Origin of the sequence: Pseudoxanthomonas koreensis (assembly GCF_010093225.1) — a bacterium.
GTDB classification, from domain to species: Bacteria; Pseudomonadota; Gammaproteobacteria; order Xanthomonadales; family Xanthomonadaceae; genus Pseudoxanthomonas; species Pseudoxanthomonas koreensis.
In genome coordinates this window covers 46058-67233 of the sequence record NZ_PDWM01000015.1, presented here as the reverse complement: position 1 = coordinate 67233, position 21176 = coordinate 46058, and the positions used below count along the sequence as shown (strand labels likewise).

Here is a 21176-nt window from a genome sequence, read left to right as displayed (position 1 = left end):
CCATGGGGTGTTACCCCGCGCGTCCCGGCCCCCTCTTTCCGTCGCACCGCCGCGGGGTAACACCCCATGGCTGAGCTGCTGATCGTCCTCGCCCTGGTCCTGCTCAACGGCTTCTTCGCGATGTCGGAGATGTCGGTGATGACCTCGCGCAAGAGCCGGCTCAAGCAGCTGGCCCAGTCGAGCAAGCGCGCGGCCAAGGCCCTGGCGCTGTCGGAGAAGCCCGAGAGCTTCCTGTCCACGGTCCAGATCGGGATCACCCTGATCGGCATCCTTACCGGCCTGTTTGGTGGCGAGGCGATCGGCCTGGCCATCGCCGGCTGGCTGCAGGGGCTGTTCCCGTCGCTCGCGGCGCCCTTCTCCCTGGTCGGGCAACCGCAGCCGCTGTCGGAGCTGATCGGCAAGACCCTGGCCGTGGCCCTGATCACGTTCCTGACCCTGATCTTCGGCGAGCTGGTGCCCAAGCGTCTGGCGATCACCGCACCGGAGGACATCGCCAGCGTGGTCTCGGTGCCGATGGGGTGGCTGGCGAAGGCCGCCTTCCCCTTCGTCTGGCTGCTTTCGCACAGCACCCGCCTGGTCCTGCGCCTGCTGGGCCTGGGCAAGGACGAGGCCAGCACCATCAGCGAGGAGGAGATCCGCATGCTGGTGGCCGAGAGCCACGAGCAGGGCGTGATCGACGCGCACGAGCGCGACATGGTCAACCGGGTGATCCGCCTGGGCGACCGCACCGCCGAAAGCCTGATGACCCCGCGCAACCGCATCGCCTGGCTCGATACCGGCGCGGCGCTGGAGGAGAACCTGGAGGTGATGCGCGAGCACCAGTTCTCGCGCTACCCGGTCTATCGCGGTGGCGACCAGGACGTGGCCGGCGTGCTCGAGGTCAAGTCGCTGCTGCACACGCCCGGCGCGCTGCAGGACGGCGGCATGTTCCGCACCCTGCGCACGCCGCTGTTCGTGTCCGAGTCCACCCACGCGATGAAGCTGCTGGAGATCTTCCGCGAGGAGCAGCAGTCCCTGGCGATGGTGGTGGACGAATACGGCGAGATCCAGGGCGTGGTCACCGTCAGCGACCTGATGGGCGCGATCGTGGGCCGGCTGCAGGCGGTGGAGAACACCGACGAGGACGCGCTGGTGGTCACCCGCGACGACGGCTCGCTGCTGGTCGACGGCACCCTGCCCACCGAGGACCTGCGCGAGCTGATGGGCGGCACCGCCCTGCCCGACGCCGAGGACGGCGACTACCACACCCTGGCCGGCATGTGCATCGCGCACTTCGGCCGCATCCCCAACGTCGGCGAGCACTTCGACTGGGCCGGCTGGCGGATCGAGGTGGTGGACCTGGACGGCGCCCGCATCGACAAGCTGCTGCTGCGGCGGATGCCGCGGCACGAGGGCGATGAACTCGCCATCTGAACCGGCGCCGGCGGGACCCGCGCCGGGCGGCCCGCGCGGCAATGGCATCGCCCGGCTGCTGCAGTCGTTCGCCCACGGCGACCCGGAGGAGCAGCTGAGCGTGGACGGGCTGCTGCACGGGCTGGGCCACACCGCCTTCGGCATGTTCCTGTTCGTGGCGATCCTGCCCGGCTTCATTCCCATCCCCGGCGCCGGCGGCATGGTCAGCGGCCCGCTGGTGGTGCTGATCGGCCTGCAGTTGCTGGTCGGGCGGCGCAAGCCCTGGGTCCCGGGATTCGTCGGTCGCCGCGGCCCGCGGCGCGGCACCATGGCCCGCTTCTGCAACCGGATCACGCCGTGGATGGCCCGGCTCGAGCACCTGGTGCGGCCGCGCCTGCAGGTGCTGACCGGCAACCGCCTGGCCAATGCGCTCACCGGCCTGCTGCTGCTCGCGCTGGGCGTGCTGCTGGCGCTGCCGCTGCCGATGACCAACTACCTGTTCGCAGGCCTGCTGCTGCTCTATGCGCTGGCGCTGATGGAGCGCGACGGCGCGCTGCTGCTGGCGCTGTGGCTGTTCTCCATCGCCGGGCTGCTGTCGATGGGGCTGCTGTCCGAACGCCTGGTCGTCGTGGTCGGGCGCTGGCTCGGCCAGCTCTGGTAGCCCCCGGCTCGGCGCCGCGGCGCTTTGGACGTGCCGGGTTGAACGACGCCTCCGGGTGCGGCGTCGGGTCGCCCTCATGCGGGCTCCTACAGGGGCGCGGCGCGGGTCAGCGGCCGCGGCGGGCCAGCAGGTGGGCGAACTCGGTGGCGCTGATCGGGTGGCTGAGCCAGTAGCCCTGGACCAGGTCGCAACCACGCTCGCACAGCAGGTTGTACTGCGCCTCCTTCTCGACGCCCTCGGCGACCACGGTGATCCCGAGCGAATGGGCCATGGCGATGATCGCGGTGGTCAGGGCCAGATCGTCCGGGTCGCGCTGCAAATCGGCGACGAAGCTGCGGTCGATCTTGACTCCGTCCACCGGCACCCGGCGCAGGTGGCTGAGCCCGGAGAAGCCGGTGCCGAAGTCGTCCAGCCAGACCTTGACCCCGGTGCTGTGCAGCCGCGCCAGCATCGCGGCGGCCTGCAGCTCGTCGCTGATCACCGCCGTCTCGGTCAGCTCCAGGTGCAGGCACGACGCCGGCAGCCCGGTCTCGCGCAGGCAGTCGGCGACGATGTCCGGCAGGTCGCCCTTGCGCAGCTGCCGCGGCGACACGTTCACCGAAACGAACAGGCGTTCGCCGCTACCCATGTCGGCCCAGCGCACCGCCTCGTTGCAGGCCGCGCGCAGCACGTGCGGGCCGATGCCCTCGATCAGCCCGCTCTGCTCGGCCACGTCGATGAACACCGACGGCGCGATCATGCCCAGCATCGGGTGGTGCCAGCGCAGCAGCGCCTCGGCGCCGACCACGCGGCCGTCGCTGGTCCGGCACACCGGCTGGTAGACCACGCTCAGTTCGCCGCGCTCCCAGGCGCCGCGCAGTTCCTGCTCCATGTGCACGCGGCGCTCGACCGCATGGTCCATGGCCCGGCTGTAGAAACGGAAGCCGTTCTTGCCGGCGACCTTGGCCTGGTACATGGCGATGTCGCCGTTCTTCATCAGCGCACTGGCGCTGGAGGCGTCTTCCGGGAACAGGGTGATGCCGATCGAGGTGCCGAGGAACACCTGCCGGTCCTGGATAACCAGCGGCCGGCTCAGCTCGGCCACCAGCACTTCGGCCAGGCGGGTGGCGGCCGTGCGCACATCGCCTTCCTGGATCAGGATGACGAATTCGTCGCCGCCGAAGCGGGCCAGCAGCGCGTCGTCGCCGCCGTACTTCTCCACCGCCTCGCGGATCCGGTTGGAGAATTGCAGCAGCGCCTCGTCGCCGGCCTCGTGGCCGAGGGTGTCGTTGACCCGCTTGAAGTCGTCGATGTCGGCGAACAGCAGGGCCAGCTCGCGGCCGGCGCCACGCAGCAGCATCAGCCGGTGGTCCAGGCTCTCGCGGAACGCCAGGCGGTTGGTCAGTCCGGTCAGCGCGTCGGTGTAGGCCATGCGCCGCACCTCGCGGTCGTGGCGCGCCACCGACTCGCTCATCCGGCCGAAGGTACGGACCAGGTCGCCCATCTCGTCGCTGCGCCGGCTGTGCAGGCGCTCGACCGTGTAGTCGCCCGCCTCGATCCGGCGCGCCGAAGTCCCCAGCCAGCGGATCGGCTTGACCAGGGTGCGCTGCACGTACCAGGCGGCGAGGAAGCAGACCAGGACCAGCAGCGCCAGCGGCAGCGCCAGCCAGCCGATGTGGCGGCGCGCCAGTTCGTCCATGCGCTTGCCCAGCACTTCCAGGTTGCGGTCCTCGAAGCGTTCGGCCACCTTCAGGTCCAGGCCCACGCGCACGCCGCCGATCCGCTCGCTGCCGACCATGATCGGCATCGAGGCATCGAGCAGTTCCGGCGAGGCCTGCACCTGCGGGCCGTCGGCGCCGAGCGCCGCCGGCGCCAGCGGATCGTCCATGCGCTGGCCGTAGCCGGCGATCTCCAGCGAACCGTCGTGGACCAGGCGGCCTTCCAGGTCGTAGACCCAGATGTAGCGGACCAGGTTGCTGCGCGAGTTGTCGCGCAGCACCGCACCGATCTCGTCGAGGTCGCGGTAATACATCGGGTTGGCCAGGTTCTGCGCCAGCTGCCGCGCCGTCGACTGGGCGTGGTCGCGCAGGTAGCTGTCGATCAGCCGGTGCACGGCCTCGCGGCTGAGCGCCTCGGTCTCCTCGCGCATCTGCTGCTGGCGCTGCAGCAGCACGAACAGCACCAGCAGGACCACGCCCAGGACCAGCGCCATGGCCACCAGGAAACGCGCCTGCAGGCCGAACCGCAGCTTCATTCGACCTCCGCGCGCACGCGCTGGACGCCCTTGCGCAGCGCCTCCAGCGACTGTTCGGAGCCTTCATCGAGCGGCAGGAACCGCGAAGTGTTGAAGAACAGCCTGAGCGCGGCGGCCGCGGACGGGTCGGCGGCGGCGTCCAGCAACACCTGGCGCAGCCGCGCTTCCACTTCCGGCGCCATGCCCGGGCGCACCAGCTCGAGTGCGCGCGGGTAGGGCTTGGTTTCGTGGATGACGCGGAAGTCCTGCCTGAACGCCTCGGGGAAGCGCTCCAGATCGTTCCAGTCCAGGTTGCTCACCGCCCCCGCGTCGACCATCCGCTTGTGCACCCAGGACGCGATGTTGAGCTCCGAGCGCGCGAACACGTAGCCGACCCGGCCCTCGGAGGGCATATCCGACGGCGACAGCAGGATCTCCGGCGACAGCCGCGCGTCCAGCAGTTCGGTCATCGGCACCATGTAGGCACTGGTCGAGGCGGTGCTCTGCAGGGCCAGGGTGTGGCCGGGCAGCTCGTGCAGCGACTGGATCGGGCTGTCGTTCCGGACGAAGAACACGGTGTGGTAGTGGCTGACGCCGTTGCGTTCGGTCAGCAGGATCGGCCTGGCCGCGGCGCGCTGCTGCAGTTGCACGGCGGTGCTGGAGGTCTCGGTGACCCAGTCGACCCGGTCACGGCGCAGGTAGCTGGCCATCTGCTGCGCGTCACGCGCCATCAGCACGCGCCCTTCGGTGATGCCGACGTCGGCCATGCGCGGGACGACGTAGTCCAGCAGCGGCTTGAGCTGGGCGTAGTGGGCATTGGGGTCGTCGCTGATCCGGCCCAGCACCAGGACGTGGGCGTCCTCGGAGGCGTGCACCGGCAAGCCCATGGCCAGGAGCACGCCGCATGCGGCGGCCTGGATCCATTTCCACGCTCTGGACAACGTGCGCCCCCTGTTTCCCGTGCTGCAGAGCCTAGCCGGAAACGGCTCAGGGCGACAGCCGGCCGCCCTCGCCGGCCAGCCGCGCCATGCGCTGCGCGTCGGCCAGCACCCCGCGCAGCAGGCGCACCTCGTTCACGGTCAGCCCGGTGCGCAGGAACAACCGGCGCAGCTTGCGCATCGCCGACTCCGGGGCACGGCCCTTGTGGAAGTCGATCGCGTCCAGGGTCTCGGCCAGCTGGGTGAAGAAGCCCTCGACCTGCTCGTGCGTGGCCGGCAGATTGTCCGACCGGGCCGGTGCTTCTTCACGCGGCGTGGCGGCCAGCACCGCGCGCCGCACTTCGTAGGCCAGCACTTGCACCGCGGCGGCCAGGTTGAGCGAGCTGAACGCCGGGTCGGAGGGGATGTGGACCGAGGCGTGGCACAGTTGCAGTTCCTCGTTGGTCAGCCCGGTGCGCTCGCGTCCGAACACCAGCGCCACCGGGCTCTGGGCGGCCGAATCCAGCAGCCGCGCGGCGCCGGCGTCCGGCTCCAGCTGCTCCAGCTGGACCCGGCGGCTGCGCGCGGTGCAGCCCAGCACCAGGCGGCAGTCGGCCACGGCCTCGGCCAGGGTGGCGAACACCGGGGCCGCGCCGAGCAGGTCCTCGGCGCCGGCCGAGCGGCGGTAGGCGACGTCGTCCAGCGGTTTCTCCGGGGCGACCAGGACCAGGCGCGCCAGGCCCATGGCCTTGATCGCGCGCGCGGCCGCGCCGATGTTGCCCGGGTGCTGGGTCCCGACCAGGACGAAGCGGATGCTGGCGGCGGCCGCGGTCGCGGCAGGGGATTCGTTCAGGGGATCGGCCATGGCGCCGATGTTAAACTGCGCGGCCCGGCCCCGAGCGCCGGGCCGCTCTTTTCCTTCGCCCGTTCCGCCCTCTTGCCCTCCCGGGAGCCTTCGCCATGCAATCCCCAGCCGTCAACGTCATGGTCAAGGCCGCCCGTCTCGGCGGCAACGTCCTGCTGCGCAACATCAACCGGCTGGACGCGCTCAACGTGGTCCAGAAGCAGCGCATGGACTACGCCAGCGAAGTGGACGCCGACGCGGAGAAGGTGATCGTCAAGGAGCTGCGCCGCGCCTACCCCGAATACGGCGTGCTCGGCGAGGAAAGCGGCCACCAGCCCGGCCGCAACGGCCGCTTCCAGTGGGTGATCGACCCGCTCGACGGCACCAGCAACTACCTGCGCGGCTTCCCGCACTACTGCGTGTCCATCGCCCTGGTCGACAACGGCGAACCGATCGACGCGGTGATCTTCGATCCCCTGCGCAACGAACTGTTCACTGCCAGCCGCGGCGGCGGCGCGGTACTCAACGACAAGCGCATCCGCGTGGCCGACCGCAAGGACCTGGGCGGCGCGGTGGTCTGCACCGGCTTCCCGCCGCGCGAACGCGCCCGCGCCAGCGCTCAGCTCAAGTGCGTGGACTCGCTGCTGGTCCAGGCCGAGGACGTGCGCCGCACCGGTTCGGCGGCGCTGGACCTGGCCTACGTCGCCTGCGGGCGGCTGGATGCCTACTTCGAGGCCGGGGTGAAAGCCTGGGACATCGCCGCCGGCGTGCTGCTGGTGCGCGAGGCCGGCGGGCGGGTCTGCGATTTCCGTGGTGCGGCGACGCCGCGCATGGACGAACGCGGCCCGGAGGCGCGGCCGATCATCGCCGCCAACGTCAAGGTCGCCGACGAACTGCAGAAGCTGATCGTCAACACCGGGTACGCCGCGGCGTTCAACTGAGGCCAAAAAGAAGCCGCCTTGCGGCGGCTTCTTCCAACACTGCACGTGGCCGGCCGCTTACGGGCGGCGGGCCAGCGCAGCTTCGTCCTTGGCCTTGGGCAGCAGGTCCTGCTTGGTGACCTTGAGCGGACCGAAGGTCAGCATCGGGCAGGCGATGAAGATCGAGGACAGCGTGCCGATGACCGCGCCGATCATCTGGCTCAGGGCCAGGCCTTCCAGCGAGCCGCCGCCGTACAGGTACAGGGCCAGCACCGACAGGAAGAACACCACCGAGGTGATGATGGTGCGCGACAGGGTCTGGTTGATCGAGCGGTTCATGATCTCCAGCGGCTCCACGCGCAGGGCGCGGAAGTTCTCGCGGACGCGGTCGAACACCACGATGGTGTCGTTGATCGAGAAGCCCATCACCGCCAGCAGGCCGGCCAGCACGGTCAGGTCGAACTCGCGCCCGGTCCAGGCGAAGAACGCCGTCGTCACCAGCACGTCGAACATCGTGGTCACGGTGGCCACCACCGCGAACTTCCACTCGAAGCGGGCGCCGATGTAGATCAGGAAGCCAACGACCACGAATAGCGCCGCGTACACGCCGTTGCGGGCGAGTTCGGCGCCCACCTGCGGGCCGACGAACTCGGTGCGTAGCAGGTGCGCGGCGTTGTCCGCAGTGGAGATGGCGGCCATGACCTCCTGCGCGGTACGGTTGTTGGCGTCGGTGGTGGTCTGGCCGTCGCGCGGCTGCAGGCGCACCAGCACGTCGCTGCCGGAGCCGAAGCTCTGCACCTGGGCGCTCTCGAAGCCGGCCGCGTCGAGGCGCTCGCGCACCCCTTCCACGTTCACCGCGTGGTCGAAGCGCACCTCCACCACGGTGCCACCGGTGAAGTCCAGGGCGTAGTTCAGGCCCTTGGTCGCGATGGTGCCCACCGAGGCGACGAACAGCAGCGCGGCGATGGCCAGGGCGACCCACCGCATCTTCATGAAATCGATGCGGGTATCGTTCGGGATAAGCGTCAGCGGGAAGATCTTCATGTGCGTGTCCTTCCCGTCAGATGGCCAGGGACTTGAGCTTCTTGCGGCGGGCGTACACCAGGGTGACGATCGCGCGCGAGACGGTGATGGCGGTAAACATCGACGCCAGGATGCCGATCACCAGGGTGACGGCGAAGCCCTTGAGCGGACCGGTGCCGAAGGCGTACAGGGCGATGCCGGCGATGATCGCGGTGAGGTTGGCGTCGAGGATGGTGCCGCTGGCCTTCTCGTAGCCGGTGACGATCGAGGCCTTCGGCGGCACGCCGGCGCGCAGCTCCTCGCGGATGCGCTCGTTGATCAGCACGTTGGCGTCCACCGACAGGCCGATCGACAGGGCCAGGCCGGCGAAGCCCGGCAGGGTCATGGTGGCGGTGAACAGCGACATCACCGCGACCACGATCAGCAGGTTGAACAGCAGCGCGATGCCGGTGATCAGGCCGAACATGCGGTAGTACACGCCGAAGAACACCAGGGTGAACAGGAATGCGTACAGCACCGCGGTCACGCCGCGCTCCACGTTCTCCTTGCCCAGGCTGGGGCCGACGATGCGCTCCTCGACGAAATCCATCGGCGCGGCCAGCGAGCCGGCGCGCAGCAGCTTGGCCAGTTCTTCGGCCTCGGCCTTCTCCAGGCCGGTGGTCTGGAAGTTCTTGCCGAACACGCCGTTGATGGTGGCGACCGAGATCACCTCTTCCTTGACCCGGAAGCTGCGCACTTCCTCGCCGTTGACCATGGTCACCTGCGGGATGCGTTCGGTGAACACCACCGCCATCGGCTTGCCGACGTTGCCGCTGGTGAACTCGAACATGCGATCGCCGCCGACGTTGTTCAGGGTCACGCTGACCCCCGGCTGGCCGTTCTGGTCGATCATGCTGGTGGCCGCGACCATCTGGTCGCCGGTGACGATCACGCGCTTGCTCAGCAGGACCGGCTCGCCGGTACCGCGGCGCTGGAAGACCTTGGCCTCCGGCGGCACCCGGCCGGTGGCGAGGGCGTCGGCGGCGTTGCCGTCGATCACCGCGCGGTACTCCAGGGTCGCGGTGGCGCCGATCATGCGCTTGGCCGCGGCGGTGTCCTGCACGCCGGGCAGCTGCACGACGATGCGGTCGTCGCCCTGGCGCTGGATGATCGGCTCGGCGACGCCGAGCTCGTTGACGCGGTTGCGCAGGGTGGCGATGTTCTGCTCGATCGCCGAGCCGGCGATCCGGGTCAGCTCGGCCTCGGGGATGCGCACCACCAGGCGATTGCCCTCGCCTTCCAGAGACAGCGACGGCATGGTCCGGGCGAGCTGCTCGCGGGCCTTGGCCGGGTCGGCATCGGAGGCCAGGGTGACGGCGATACTGTGGTCGGCGCGGCGGTCCACGGCGGTGTAGCGGATGCGGTTGTCGCGCAGGGTGACGCGGACGTCCTCCACGTACGCGTCCACGCGCTTCTCCAGCGCGGCCTTCTGGTCGATCTGCAGGACGAAGTGCACGCCACCCTGCAGGTCCAGGCCCAGCACCATCGGCTGGGCGCCGAAGCGCTGCAGCCACACCGGCACGTTGGAGGCCAGGTTCAGCGCGGCGGTGTAGTTCTCGCCCAGGTTCTCGCGCAGGGTGTCGGCGGCCAGGGTCTGGGCGTCGGCGTCGACCACGCGCACCAGCAGGCTGTCGTTCTCCACCGCCACCGACTTCGGCTGCACGCCGGCCTGCTGCAGGTAGCCGGAGACGCGGGTCTTCAGCGCGTCGTCCAGCGCCGCGCCGCGGTTGCCGGTGACCTGCACGGCGTAGTCGCTCTGGTACACGTTGGGCAGCGCATAAAGCACGCTGAGCGCCAGCACCAGCAGGATGACGAAGTATTTCCAGCGGGGAAATTCGAGCATTGCGGGACCCCGCGCGGTCCCGCCGCGCGGGACCACGCTCAACGGTGGGACGGGAGGATCAGGCGGACTTCAGGGTGCCCTTGGGCAGGACGTTGCCGATGGAGCCCTTCTGCACGCGGATGCGCACGTTGTCGGCCACTTCGACGGTGACGAAGTTGTCGCCGATGTCGGTGACGGTGCCGGCCACGCCGCCGGAAGTGATGACTTCGTCGCCGCGGGAGAGCTTGTCCAGCATCGCCTTGTGCTCCTTCTGCCGCTTCATCTGCGGGCGGATCATCAGGAAGTACATGATCGCGATCAGGATGATCGGGAACAGCAGCATGCCGAAGCCGCCCTGCGGGGCGGGAGCGGCAGCGATGACGGCCGGGACGGCGGTGGCGACAAGGCTCATGGGTCTTCCTGGTTCAGCTGAAAATAGCCGGGGATTATGCCATAGGGGCGGCCCCGGCCCATTGCAAGCCCGGACTGTGACCGATTTCCGGGGGCGGCGGTTCCCGGGAGGAGCCGAGGGACGCCAATTCTGGCTTCCGGCGGGTTGGGGCTGACTCCGGGTGGACTTGGCCACTCTCTGGCTTCGGGCGTCACAAGGTCAAAAGCGCCGGCTTCGGACCGAGTCCGCCGTTGCAGCGGGGTATGGCCCACCCTTCGGGACGACATCCTGTCTTTACGAAGGGCCGTGGCACATCCATGTGCCACTTGGGCCATACCCCGCTGCAACGACGGCCTTCGGGAGCTTTTGGGTCTGCGCCGTGCGGTTCAAATGGAGAGCAAACCGAACAATCGTCCCATCCGGCGTTTGTTTTTTGTAGGAGCTCCCTTCAGGGGCGACCCGAGGACGTTGGAAGGCGCAGTTTCATACCAAGCATGGTCTCCGGAGCGGGTGCGTTGAACGCAGCTGCGTTCCGGCGTCCTCGGGTCGCCCCTGAAGGGAGCTCCTACAGAAGAGCAGGCCCCTGTCGGAAAGGCGACCTGGATGGTCCCAGAGCCGCAGGCGCGAACCCCAACGTGCCCGAAGGCCGTCGGCGCATGGGGGCATGGACCAAGTGGCACATGGATGTGCCACGGCCCTGAGTAAAGACAGGATGTCGTCCCGAGGGGTGGGCCATGCCCCCATGCGACGGCGGACTCCGTCCGGAGCCGACGAAACCCACAGCCCTTGCCCTTGCCCTGCGGTTGCGGTTGCGGTTGCGGTCCGCCCGCCAGCCCCGACTATCCGCCCCGGGCCGCGTAGAACGCCCGGCGGAAGGCCTCGAAACGGCCCTCGGCGATGGCCGCGCGCATGCCGGCCATCAGCTTCTGGTAGTACCAGAGGTTGTGCAGGGTGCCCAGGATCGGCCCGAGCATCTCGTTGCAGCGGTCCAGGTGGCGCAGGTAGGCGCGGGTGTAGCCGCCGGCGCAGGCCACGCAGCCGCAGCCCGGCTCGATCGGGTCCAGGTCGCGCTCGTACTTCGCATTGCGGATGCGGACCGTGCCGAACGAGGTGAAGTAGTGGCCGTTGCGCGCGTTGCGGGTCGGCATCACGCAGTCGAACATGTCCACGCCGCGGGCCACGCCCTCGACCAGGTCCTCCGGCCGGCCCACGCCCATCAGGTAGCGCGGCCGGTCGGCCGGCAGCAGCGGGTGCAGGTGCTCGAGCATGGCGTTGCGCTCGTGCTCCGGCTCGCCCACCGCCAGGCCGCCGATCGCATATCCGTCGAAGCCGATGGCCTGCAGCCCGTCCAGCGAACGGCTGCGCAGGTCGTGGTAGACGCTGCCCTGGACGATGCCGAACAGCGCCGCGTCGTTGCCGAGCTCGTCGTGCGCGTTGCGCGAGCGCCGCGCCCAGCGCAGGCTCAGCTCCATCGAGCGCCGCGCCACGTCCTCGGTGGCCGGGTACGGCGTGCACTCGTCGAAGATCATCACCACGTCCGAATCCAGCACCTGCTGGATCCTCATGCTCTCTTCGGGACCGAGGAACACCTTCGCCCCGTCGGTCGGCGAGGCAAAGGTCACGCCCTGCTCGGTGATCTTGCGCCGGTGCGCCAGCGAGAACACCTGGAAACCGCCGGAGTCGGTCAGGATCGGCCCGTTCCAGCGGGCGAAGCCGTGCAGGCCGCCGTGCGCGCCGATCACGTCCAGTCCGGGTCGCAGGTACAGGTGGAAGGTGTTGCCGAGGATGATCTCCGCGCCGAGGTCGCGGACCTGGTCCGGGAGCACGCCCTTGACCGAGCCATAGGTACCGACCGGCATGAACGCCGGGGTCTGCACCGTGCCGCGCGGAAACGCCAGGCTGCCGCGCCGGGCGGCGCCATCGCTGGCGTGGAGCTTGAACTGCAATCGGGACATGGCCGGCACGGGCGAAAACGGCCGGCATTGTCGCACGGCGCCGCTGCGGCCCCCCACAGCCCGGACTTACGGCGACTGCCCCCACAGCAGCATTGCATCACCGTAGGAGAAGAAGCGGTATCGCTGCTCCACCGCATGCCGGTAGGCCTCGAACCCCCGCTCCCTGCCGGCGAACGCCGACACCAGCATCAGCAGCGTGCTTTCCGGCAGGTGGAAGTTGGTCAGCAGCGCATCGACGCTGCGGATCCGGTAGCCGGGAAAGATGAAGATCCGGGTCTCGCCCGCGAACGGCTGCAGTTCGCCGTCGGGCATGGCCTCGCTTTTACGCCAGGCACTCTCCAGCGCGCGCACGACCGTGGTGCCCACCGCCACCACCCGGCCCCCGGCCTGACGCGTGCGCCGCACCTGCGCCACCAGTTCGGCGCCGACGTTGAGCCACTCGCTGTGCATGGTGTGCTCGCGCACGTCCTCCACCCGCACCGGCTGGAACGTGCCCGCGCCCACGTGCAGGGTGACGTGGCCGAAGCCCACGCCGCGCTCGCGCAGCGCCGCCAGCAGCGGCTCGTCGAAATGCAGGCCCGCGGTCGGCGCGGCGACCGCACCGACCTGCTTCGCGAATACCGTCTGGTAGCGCTCGGCGTCGTCCTGGCCCGGCTCGCGGCGGATGTAGGGCGGCAACGGCAGCCGGCCGACCTTCAGCAGCCAGTGCTCCAGGCCGCCTTCCACCTCGAAGCGCAGCAGGAAGAACTCGCCTTCGCGGCCCAGCACCTCGGCCTGGCCACCGCCGTCGAGCGCGATCCGGCTCCCCGGCTTCGGCGACTTGCTGGCCCGCACCTGCGCCCGCGCCTGCTCCTGCGGCAGCAGCCGCTCGATCAGGATCTCCACGCGCCCGCCGCTGTCCTTCTGCCCGAACAGCCGCGCCGGGATCACCCGGGTGTCGTTGAACACCAGCAGGTCGCCGGGCTGCAACAGCCCGGGCAGGTCGCGCACCTGCAGATCGGAGAACGCGCCCGCGCCCGGCGGCACGACCAGCAGCCGGCTGGCCGAGCGCTCGGCCAGCGGCGCCTGCGCGATCAGTTCCTCGGGCAGTTCGTAATGGAAGTCGGACTTCTTCAAGGGCCGGGCCGGCGCGCGGGAGCCGGCCATTGTACCGGCCCGCCGCCGCCCGGCTCAGCGCTCGAACTTGGTCGACAGCACGATCGCCGAGGAGGTACGTTCGACGCCGTCGACCGCACCGATGCGGTCGGTCAGTTCGTCCATCCGCCGCACGTCGGCGACCACGCCCAGCGCGACCAGGTCGTACGGCCCGCTCACCGAATGCAGGCTGCGCACCTCGGGGATGGCATGCAGTTCCTTCACCACCGCGGCCATCTTCTTCGGGAACACGGTGATCATGATGTGGGCGCGGATCCGCGCCTGCTCGACCGCCTCGTCCACCCGCACCGTGTAGCCGCGGATCACCCCGGCGCGTTCGAGCCGGTCGATCCGGCTCTGCACCGTGGTCCGCGACAGGTCCAGCCGGCGCGCGATCTGGGCGGTGGAGGCGCGCGCGTCCTCGCGCAGCAGGGAGAGGAGCTGCTCGTCGGCCTCGGTGATCTTCATTCCGCCCATCCGCTTTCGTCGATTTGACGAAAATCCCCCGATTCCCGCCCGGATCACAGCTGCCAATCGACGATCCCATCCCGATAATAGGACAAAGCGCCCTCCGGGCACCCGCCGACCGGGAGAACCGTCATGTCCGTCCTCACCCCCCTCGCCCCCCTGCGCGCCCATGCCGGGCAGCGCCTGACCACCGGCCTGGACGACGCCAGCGTCCCCGGCCTGGCCGCCTCGCACCCGGAACTGGTGCAGGCCATCGACGCGGCCGCCGCCGAGTACCGGCGCGTGCAGGCCGGCGCCGCCGACCTGCTCGACCTGGACGAAGCCGCGCAGATCGCCACGCTGCAGGCCGGCTACGTCAACTTCTACGCAGACGACGCGGTGACCCCCTACGTCGCCCTCGCCGCGCGCGGCCCCTGGGTGGTCACGCTCAAGGGCGCGGTGCTGTACGACGCCGGCGGCTACGGCATGCTCGGCTTCGGCCACGCCCCGGCGGCGGTGCTCGAGGCACTGGCGCGGCCGCAGGTGATGGCCAACGTGATGACCCCGAACCTGTCCCAGCGCGTTTTCACCGAGGCCCTGCGCGCGGAGATCGGCCACACCCGCGGCGGCTGCCCGTTCGCGCGCTTCATGTGCCTCAACTCCGGCTCCGAAGCGGTCGGACTGGCGACGCGCATCGTCGACGTCAACGCCAAGCTGCAGACCGACCCGGGCGCGCGCCACGCCGGCGCCACGATCAAGCGCGTGGTGGTCAAGGGCAGCTTCCACGGCCGCACCGACCGGCCCGGCCTGTATTCGGACTCCAGCCGCCGCACCTACATGCAGCACCTGGCCAGCTACCGCGGCGAGGACTCGGTGGTGGCGATCGCGCCGTACGACGTCGCCGCGCTGCGCGCGGTGTTCGCCGAAGCCGAGGCGAACAACAGGTTCATCGAAGCGGTGTTCCTTGAGCCGGTGATGGGCGAAGGCGACCCGGGTCGCGCCCTGCCGGTGGAGTTCTACGCCGCCGCGCGCGAACTGACCCGCGCGCATGGCAGCCTGCTGCTGGTCGATTCGATCCAGGCCGGCCTGCGCGCGCACGGCGTGCTCTCGCTGGTCGACTATCCCGGCTTCCAGGGCGTGGAGCCGCCGGACATGGAAACCTATTCCAAGGCGCTCAACGCCGCGCAGTTCCCGCTGTCGGTGCTGGCCGTCACCGCGCACGCGGCAGGCCTGTACCGCAAGGGCGTGTACGGCAACACCATGACCACCAACCCGCGCGCGCTGGACGTGGCCTGCGCCACGCTCGGCCTGCTCACCCCGCAGGTCCGCGCCAACATCCGCGAGCGCGGCGAACAGGCGATGCGCAAGTTCGAGCAGCTCCGGGTTTCGCTCGGCGGGCTGATCACCAAGGTACAGGGCACCGGCCTGCTGTTCTCGTGCGAGCTGGCGCCGCAGTTCAAGTGCTATGGCTCCGGTTCCACCGAGGAGTGGCTGCGCATGCACGGGGTCAACGTGATCCACGGCGGCGAGAACTCGCTGCGCTTCACCCCGCACTTCCTGATGGACGAGGCCGAACTGGACCTGCTGGTGGCCATGGTCGGGCGCGCGCTGCGCGAAGGGCCGCGGCGGGAGCAGGCCTCGGCGGCCTGATCCGACAGGATCGGCAAGCCGGGACGACGCAACGCGCCTGCCTGTCAGCGGCACCTTCGCATCGATCGATCGCACGGAGAACGGCATGGGATGGTCTCGGCGCAGCTTCCTCGTGGCGACCACGGCACGATCCGAGCCGGCGCGATGCAAGGCCACCGTGACGGACGTCACGCCCGGCGCATCGACTCCGGCAACGACCCGGCCCATCGCGACGACGTCGTTATAGGATCGGCCACAGCGCGGGGCGAGGGGCCCTGTCGCACAGGGGAGCGACGGGAAACCACCATGGGGAAGAAGTTCGTGCGGCGTGGAGCCATGCTGGCTGCCGCGTTTCTGGCCATGCAGGCCATCGTGGCGCATGCCACCGCGGCCACCGCTGCGTCGCCGGGAATGTTCGGGGTCCGCGAGACGGTCGAGCAGGTGGACCTGTCGCCGGACGGCAAGCATGTCGTCTACGTCACCCCCGGCAAGGGGCGCAACAGCTACGCCATGGTGGCCGAGCTGGGCTCTAATGCAGCCCCGCGTACCGTGCTGCACTCCAGCGGCGACCCGGAACGCATTTCATGGTGCCGCTTCGCCGGCAATACCCGACTGGTCTGCAAGATCGGCTGGGTCACCGAACAGGACGGGCTGCTGATCCCGTTCACCCGCCTGCTCACCCTCGGCATCGATGGCAGCGCGCCGGCCAGCCTGGGGCAGAAGCAGAGTACGTACGACGCCCGCCTGCGCCAGTTCGACGGCGCCATCCTCGACTGGCTGCCCGGCGAAGACGGGATGGTGCTGATGGCGCGCAACTACGTTCCCGAGGCCGGCAATATCGGGACCAACATCGTCCGCAACGCCGACGGCCTCGGCATCGACCGCATCGACCTGCACACGCTGCGCACGAAGCGGATCGAGCAGGCGGACGCCCGCGCCGACTTCTTCATCACCGACGGGCGTGGCGAAGTGCGGATCAAGGGCTACCAGACCAGCGACAACGGCCAGCTCACCGGCCGTTGGATCCATCATTTCCGCATGCCCGGCTCGCGCGAGTGGCGGCCTTTCTCGATATGGAACCGCGAAAGCGAAGGCATGTGGCCGCTGGACGTGGACACGGCCAGCAACTCGGCTTACGTGCTCAGGAAACTCGACGGCCGCCTTGCACTCTACCGGGTGAAGCTGGACAACACCCTCGCCACCGAACTGGTCTACAGCAACCCGAGAGTGGACGTCGACGGCGTCGTGCGCGCGGGCCACGGCTCCGGCGTCATCGGCGTGACCTACGCCGAAGAGAAGCGCCACGTGGCGTATTTCGATTCCAGCTACCAGGCGCTGGCCACCAGCCTGGGCCAGGCCCTCCCGGACCTGCCGATGATCGATTTCGTGGCCGCGGACGCGGACGCGGGGAAGCTGCTGATCCATGCCGGCAGCGATGCGGACCCGGGGCGTTACTACGTCTTCGACCGCAACCGGCGCAAGCTCGACGAGATCCTGCTGGCGCGGCCGGCGCTGGAACACGCGCCGCTGGCCGCGGTGCGCCCGGTCGCCTATCCGGCACGGGACGGCACCAGGGTGCCCGGATACCTGACCCTGCCGCCGGGCAAGCAAGACGCACGCGGACTGCCAGGCATCGTCCTGCCGCACGGCGGGCCGTCGGCGCGCGACGAATGGGGCTTCGACTGGCTCGCCCAGTTCCTCGCGCACCGGGGCTATGCCGTGCTGCAGCCGAACTACCGCGGCTCGGCCGGCTTCGGCGACGATTGGCAGCAGGAGAACGGCTTCCGCGGCTGGCGCACTTCGGTGGGCGACATCAACGATGGCGGGCGCTGGCTGCGGGACCAGGGCGTTGCACCCGATCGCCTGGCGATCCTGGGCTGGTCGTACGGCGGCTATGCCGCGCTGCAGTCCGGCAGCATCGAGCCTGGCCTGTTCAAGGCGATCGTGGCGATCGCGCCTGTGACCGACCTGGCGCTGCTCAAGCGCGACGCGTCCGGCTATACCAGCCAGCAACTGGTCGCCAGCATGGTCGGCAGCGGTGCGCACGTCGTCGAGGGATCGCCGTTGCGCAATGCGGGCCGGATCGAGGCACCGGTGCTGCTGTTCCACGGCACCCGCGACCTCAACGTCAGCGTGCAGCATTCCCACAGGATGGACAGGGAACTGCGCGCGGCCGGCAAGTCCAGCGAGCTGGTCGTGTTCGAGGGTCTGGAGCACTCGCTCGCCGACTCCGAAGCACGGACCCGGATGCTCGAACGCATCGACGCGTTCCTGGGCGCCCACACCGGCTCATGAAAACCGCGGGGCGCCCAGGGGCGCCCCGAAGCGGCGCGGCGATTCACCGGCCAGCGCCCTCGCCTCCGCGCATCGGCCCTTCCAGTGGACATGCCGACGATGCTCTCGTCGTGCCCCCTGGGCGATCGGCGGCGGCCATGCTGCCACCACGCCTATTCCCAGCAACGGTCGGCACGGCCCTTGAGGGTCCGCTCGCGGCCGCAGTTGCGCTCCTCGATGCGTCCTTCGGCGAGCTCGACCAGCCGCGTCGCATCGCCCTCGCGGACGAGTTCGAAGGCGTCGTACAGCCGGCCGGTCGCGGTGCGCGCCTCGTAGCGCAGCACCGGCCCATCGATGCGCAGCACCTGGAACAGCTGGGTGTCCTCCGCCACCGGGCGCATGGTCACGCGGGCCGCGTCCGAGAACCGGTACTGCTTGGCGCCGGCGACGGAAACCACGAACACCGGCGTCGCCGCCCCGTCCGCCTGGCGCCGGCCGTAGACGTGGTCGTGCCCCTGCAGCACGAGGTCGACCCGGTGCCTGCCGATCACCGGCAGCAGGTGTCTGCGCAGCAGCGTGTTGTCGCGCCCTTCGCGCGGCGAATGGAACGGCTGGTGGACCAGCACGATGTTCCAGCGCGCCTGGCTGGCGGCGAGCACGCCGTCCAGCCAGCGCGCCTGCGCCCGGGCCGTGCCCAGGTCCAGCGCCGAGGTGCCGTCGAGCACCGCCACGCGCAGGTCCTGGTAGTCGAACCAGTAGCTGGTGGCCGGCGCCGCGGCGATGCCATTGCCCGGCAGCGCGAACTGCAGCGACCAGTGCGCGCCCAGCACGCGCCGTTCCTGCGGGGTGTCCTCGAACTCCTCGAAGTACTCGTGGTTGCCCGCCGCCGGCGCCACCACCATCGAGGTCGGCAGCGGTCCGTTGGCCTCGAACCACTCGCCCCACTCGGTGTCGTCCTCGCCGTCGCCACCGCTGACCAGGTCGCCGGCGAACAGCGCCAGCCGCGCATCGGGCGCGTGCCGCATCGCCTCGCGCAGCACCCGGGTGCCCAGGCTGACGTTCTTGTTCTGGGTGTCGCCGAAATACAGCAGGGTCAAAGGTGTACCCGCCGCCGCCGCGGTGCGGGTGTGGTGCCAGGCGCTCCAGGTGCCGCCGCCCTGCACGCGCCAGGCGTACAGGGTGTCGGGCTGCAGCCCGTCGATGTCGGCGCGGTGGTGGAGGGCCAGGCCATTCTCCGTGCGTAGTTCGCGGGAGACCGCCTCGATCCGCTTCGGCGTGCCCATGTCGGGCGAATCGCCGGCGGGCACGACTTCCAGCACCGGTGCGGCGATGCCCGCAGCCGTGCGCCAGGCCACCGAGAAGCCGGTGGCCGCATCCTGCGCCGGCGAGGCGACGATGCGGTCGGGGAACACGGTTGGCGCATAGCGGACGACGCCGGCGGGCACGCGGGTGTTCGGCTCCGGTCGCGGGCCTTCTTCGCGCGCCGACGCGGACAGGCAGGCGAACGAGAGCAGGATCGCCAGCAGCGCACGCGCGGGCGTCGCGGCTGCGGCCGGTGCGTGCATGTGGCGGGAATGGAATCGCATGCGGGTAGTCCTGGTGGTGCGGATGGCGTTGGTGATGCGGGCCGTGGAGCGTGGCTGGCGCGGAGTCGCGCGCACGAAACGGGACGGGTGCGCGGCGGCTGCGGGGTTCGAGGGGTCGCCCCTGGAGGGGCCTCCTACAGGGAGGGGGCGTCGCGGAAGCGGGCCAACGACTGCCGCACCAGCGTTTTCGCTTCGGTGGCGTCGCCCCAGCCGGACAGTTCGACCGGGTTGCGGCCGGCGGGCAGGTCCTTGTAGACGCGGAAGAACGCCTCGATCCGCTCGCACTCGATCGGCGGCAGGTCGGCCAGGTCGCGGATCGCGGCATAGGTCGGATCGACCTTGTCGGTGGGCACGCCGATGATCTTCTCGTCGCGCTCGCCCTTGTCGGTCATGCGCAGCACGCCGATCGGGCGGAAGCGGAGCAGCACGCCTGGGTGCAGCGGTTCGCGGGTCAGCACCAGCGCGTCCAGCGGGTCGCCGTCCCCGGCCAGGGTGCGCGGCAGCGAGCCGTAATTGGCCGGATACACCACCGGCATCGACTGGAAGCGGTCGACGTAGACCAGCCCTTCCTCGTTGATCTCGTACTTGGTGAAGCTGCCGGCGGGGATCTCCACCGCCAGCAGCACCTCCTCCGGCGCGTCCTTCGGCTGCCCGGCATGGAGCGGATGGACCACGCCCGGCGTGGCCGCTGTCGCGGCGCCTGCCCAGGCAAGGCACGCCAGCAAGGCCACGCACGGGAAGCGCACGCCCACCGCCTGCCCTGCCCGCCCAGCCCGGCTCAGGAACGCGGGCACGCGGGCAGCTCCAAGGCCCCGGCAACAGCGCTCCAGTCCAGCGCGACCACGCCCTGGTCGTCGTGCACCGCGTACAGCACGCCCTCGGGGAAGCGCGCCGAAGCCACGTCGTGCATCCAGATGCCGTCGGTGTTGGCCACCTTCGCGCCGGCCACGGCACCCACGTGCGCCAGGCTGCGGCGGTCGAACAGGTGGAACACGGTGCGGCCCTTGCCCTGCTCGGTGGTGATCCACCAGCCGCTGCCGTCGGCGCAGGCCTTGAGCATGATGCCCTCGGCCTGGGCCTGGAACACGTCGCGGCCGACGGTGGTGCCGGTGAAGCGTCCGGCCAGGTCGTAGACCTTGAGTTCGTTGGCGTAGGTCTCGTCCTCTTCGGCGACCAGCAGGCGGTCGTTGGCCGCATCGCCCCACAGCGACTCCACCACGCGCAGCGCACCCTCGGGCGTGGTGTCGCCGAACGGTCCCAGCGGCCGCGCCTGCCATGTTCCGTCGCGCTGCTCCAGCGCATAGCGGTGGATGCGGCGGTCCAGCTCGGCGAGCGGCGGCAGGATGTCGTTGCCCTGCGCGTCCTCGCCCTTGTCGTAGGAATCGGTCACGTACAGCTCGTAGCCCTCGCCGGCCCGCTTCACCCACAGGCCATAAGGCTTCACCAGGTCCTCGCCGGCGAAGGTCACCACGTGGCCGAAGTCCGGCAGGCGCAGCACCTGCACGCGGCGGTTGTCGCGCTCGACCACGAACAGCAGGTCGTCGATGACGGCGATGCCGTTGGGGCGGTCGAACTGCCCCGGACCGGTGCCCAGGGTGCCGAACGTGCGCAGCGTTTCCCCGGTTGCGCCGTCGTACACGACCAGCTTGTCGGTCGCCTTGGCGGTGGCGATCAGCCAGGTGCTGCCGTCGGGCGCGGTCCAGGCGGCCGGGGAATCGATGTTGTCTTCCGGAGTCATCGCAGTGATGAAAGCCTCTTCCACCACCGGCAGCGCGCGCGCGTCGGCGGCGGGCGCATCGGCGCCGGTGGCCGCCGGCGGCGACGCATCGGCGGCAGCAGGCGCATCGGTGCCGCGGCAGCCGGCGAGCGCCAGGCCGAGCGCGAGGACGAGGACATGGGATCGATGGATGTGCGACATGGGTGCTCCGGG

The 21176-nt window shown here is 70.1% G+C and carries 17 protein-coding genes; 5 read left to right on the top strand and 12 right to left on the bottom strand.

The window, feature by feature from the left end; genetic code table 11:
- Window positions 1-66: 66 nt before the first annotated feature.
- Both CSC64_RS06605 and CSC64_RS06600 read left to right on the top strand, forming a co-directional pair.
- Window positions 67-1413: a hemolysin family protein gene (locus CSC64_RS06605; RefSeq protein ID WP_162434530.1), complete on the top strand. Its 1347-nt coding sequence runs from the start codon at window positions 67-69 to the stop codon at window positions 1411-1413.
- Window positions 1397-2053: an exopolysaccharide biosynthesis protein gene (locus CSC64_RS06600; protein ID WP_162434529.1), complete on the top strand. Its 657-nt coding sequence runs from the start codon at window positions 1397-1399 to the stop codon at window positions 2051-2053. The genes CSC64_RS06605 and CSC64_RS06600 overlap by 17 nt, the downstream gene beginning before the upstream one ends.
- A gap of 106 nt (window positions 2054-2159) precedes the next feature.
- Here CSC64_RS06600 and CSC64_RS06595 read toward each other — a convergent pair whose 3' ends face one another.
- The 3 genes from CSC64_RS06595 to CSC64_RS06585 all read right to left on the bottom strand — a co-directional run bounded on the left by CSC64_RS06595 (window position 2160) and on the right by CSC64_RS06585 (window position 6035).
- Window positions 2160-4286: a putative bifunctional diguanylate cyclase/phosphodiesterase gene (locus CSC64_RS06595; protein ID WP_162434528.1), complete on the bottom strand. Its 2127-nt coding sequence runs from the start codon at window positions 4284-4286 to the stop codon at window positions 2160-2162.
- Window positions 4283-5152, bottom strand: coding sequence for a phosphate/phosphite/phosphonate ABC transporter substrate-binding protein (locus tag CSC64_RS06590; RefSeq protein WP_162434538.1), 870 nt, complete (start codon window positions 5150-5152; stop codon window positions 4283-4285). The genes CSC64_RS06595 and CSC64_RS06590 overlap by 4 nt, the downstream gene beginning before the upstream one ends.
- A 100-nt stretch (window positions 5153-5252) precedes the next feature.
- The gene (locus tag CSC64_RS06585) at window positions 5253-6035 is read right to left on the bottom strand and encodes an RNA methyltransferase (RefSeq protein WP_162434537.1); all 783 of its coding nucleotides are present in this window, start codon (window positions 6033-6035) and stop codon (window positions 5253-5255) included.
- A gap of 107 nt (window positions 6036-6142) precedes the next feature.
- On the opposite strand from CSC64_RS06585, the gene CSC64_RS06580 reads away from it, so the two are divergent.
- Window positions 6143-6967: an inositol monophosphatase family protein gene (locus CSC64_RS06580; RefSeq protein ID WP_162434527.1), complete on the top strand. Its 825-nt coding sequence runs from the start codon at window positions 6143-6145 to the stop codon at window positions 6965-6967.
- Window positions 6968-7024: 57 nt separating this feature from the next.
- On the opposite strand, the gene secF is transcribed toward CSC64_RS06580, so the two are convergent.
- The 6 genes from secF to CSC64_RS06550 all read right to left on the bottom strand — a co-directional run bounded on the left by secF (window position 7025) and on the right by CSC64_RS06550 (window position 13778).
- Window positions 7025-7990 (bottom strand): protein translocase subunit SecF, encoded by a 966-nt coding sequence (gene secF, locus CSC64_RS06575; RefSeq protein ID WP_162434526.1) that lies wholly within the window; start codon window positions 7988-7990, stop codon window positions 7025-7027.
- 16 nt (window positions 7991-8006) lie between these two features.
- The gene (gene secD / locus CSC64_RS06570; RefSeq protein ID WP_162434525.1) at window positions 8007-9851 is read right to left on the bottom strand and encodes a protein translocase subunit SecD; all 1845 of its coding nucleotides are present in this window, start codon (window positions 9849-9851) and stop codon (window positions 8007-8009) included.
- Between the two features lie 58 nt (window positions 9852-9909).
- Window positions 9910-10242 (bottom strand): preprotein translocase subunit YajC, encoded by a 333-nt coding sequence (yajC, locus tag CSC64_RS06565; RefSeq protein ID WP_162434524.1) that lies wholly within the window; start codon window positions 10240-10242, stop codon window positions 9910-9912.
- 818 nt (window positions 10243-11060) lie between these two features.
- A complete protein-coding gene (gene tgt / locus CSC64_RS06560) occupies window positions 11061-12176 on the bottom strand; it encodes a tRNA guanosine(34) transglycosylase Tgt (protein ID WP_162434523.1) in 1116 nt (371 codons plus the stop codon).
- A gap of 66 nt (window positions 12177-12242) precedes the next feature.
- Entirely contained in the window at window positions 12243-13292 is a 1050-nt protein-coding gene (gene queA / locus CSC64_RS06555) for a tRNA preQ1(34) S-adenosylmethionine ribosyltransferase-isomerase QueA (RefSeq protein WP_162434522.1), read from the bottom strand.
- Window positions 13293-13346: 54 nt separating this feature from the next.
- Window positions 13347-13778: an Lrp/AsnC family transcriptional regulator gene (locus CSC64_RS06550; RefSeq protein WP_162434521.1), complete on the bottom strand. Its 432-nt coding sequence runs from the start codon at window positions 13776-13778 to the stop codon at window positions 13347-13349.
- A 132-nt stretch (window positions 13779-13910) separates the two neighbouring features.
- On the opposite strand from CSC64_RS06550, the gene CSC64_RS06545 reads away from it, so the two are divergent.
- Both CSC64_RS06545 and CSC64_RS06540 read left to right on the top strand, forming a co-directional pair.
- A complete protein-coding gene (locus CSC64_RS06545) occupies window positions 13911-15407 on the top strand; it encodes an aminotransferase class III-fold pyridoxal phosphate-dependent enzyme (RefSeq protein ID WP_162434520.1) in 1497 nt (498 codons plus the stop codon).
- 285 nt (window positions 15408-15692) lie between these two features.
- The gene (locus CSC64_RS06540) at window positions 15693-17681 is read left to right on the top strand and encodes an alpha/beta hydrolase family protein (RefSeq protein WP_162434519.1); all 1989 of its coding nucleotides are present in this window, start codon (window positions 15693-15695) and stop codon (window positions 17679-17681) included.
- 152 nt (window positions 17682-17833) lie between these two features.
- On the opposite strand, the gene CSC64_RS06535 is transcribed toward CSC64_RS06540, so the two are convergent.
- The 3 genes from CSC64_RS06535 to CSC64_RS06525 form a co-directional block, all read right to left on the bottom strand.
- On the bottom strand, window positions 17834-19246 hold the full coding sequence (locus CSC64_RS06535) for a purple acid phosphatase family protein (RefSeq protein WP_238389791.1): 1413 nt from the start codon (window positions 19244-19246) through the stop codon (window positions 17834-17836).
- 134 nt (window positions 19247-19380) lie between these two features.
- Window positions 19381-19998: an inorganic diphosphatase gene (locus CSC64_RS06530; RefSeq protein ID WP_162434535.1), complete on the bottom strand. Its 618-nt coding sequence runs from the start codon at window positions 19996-19998 to the stop codon at window positions 19381-19383.
- Window positions 19999-20024: 26 nt separating this feature from the next.
- Window positions 20025-21164, bottom strand: coding sequence for an NHL repeat-containing protein (locus tag CSC64_RS06525; protein WP_162434518.1), 1140 nt, complete (start codon window positions 21162-21164; stop codon window positions 20025-20027).
- Window positions 21165-21176 lie beyond the last annotated feature (12 nt).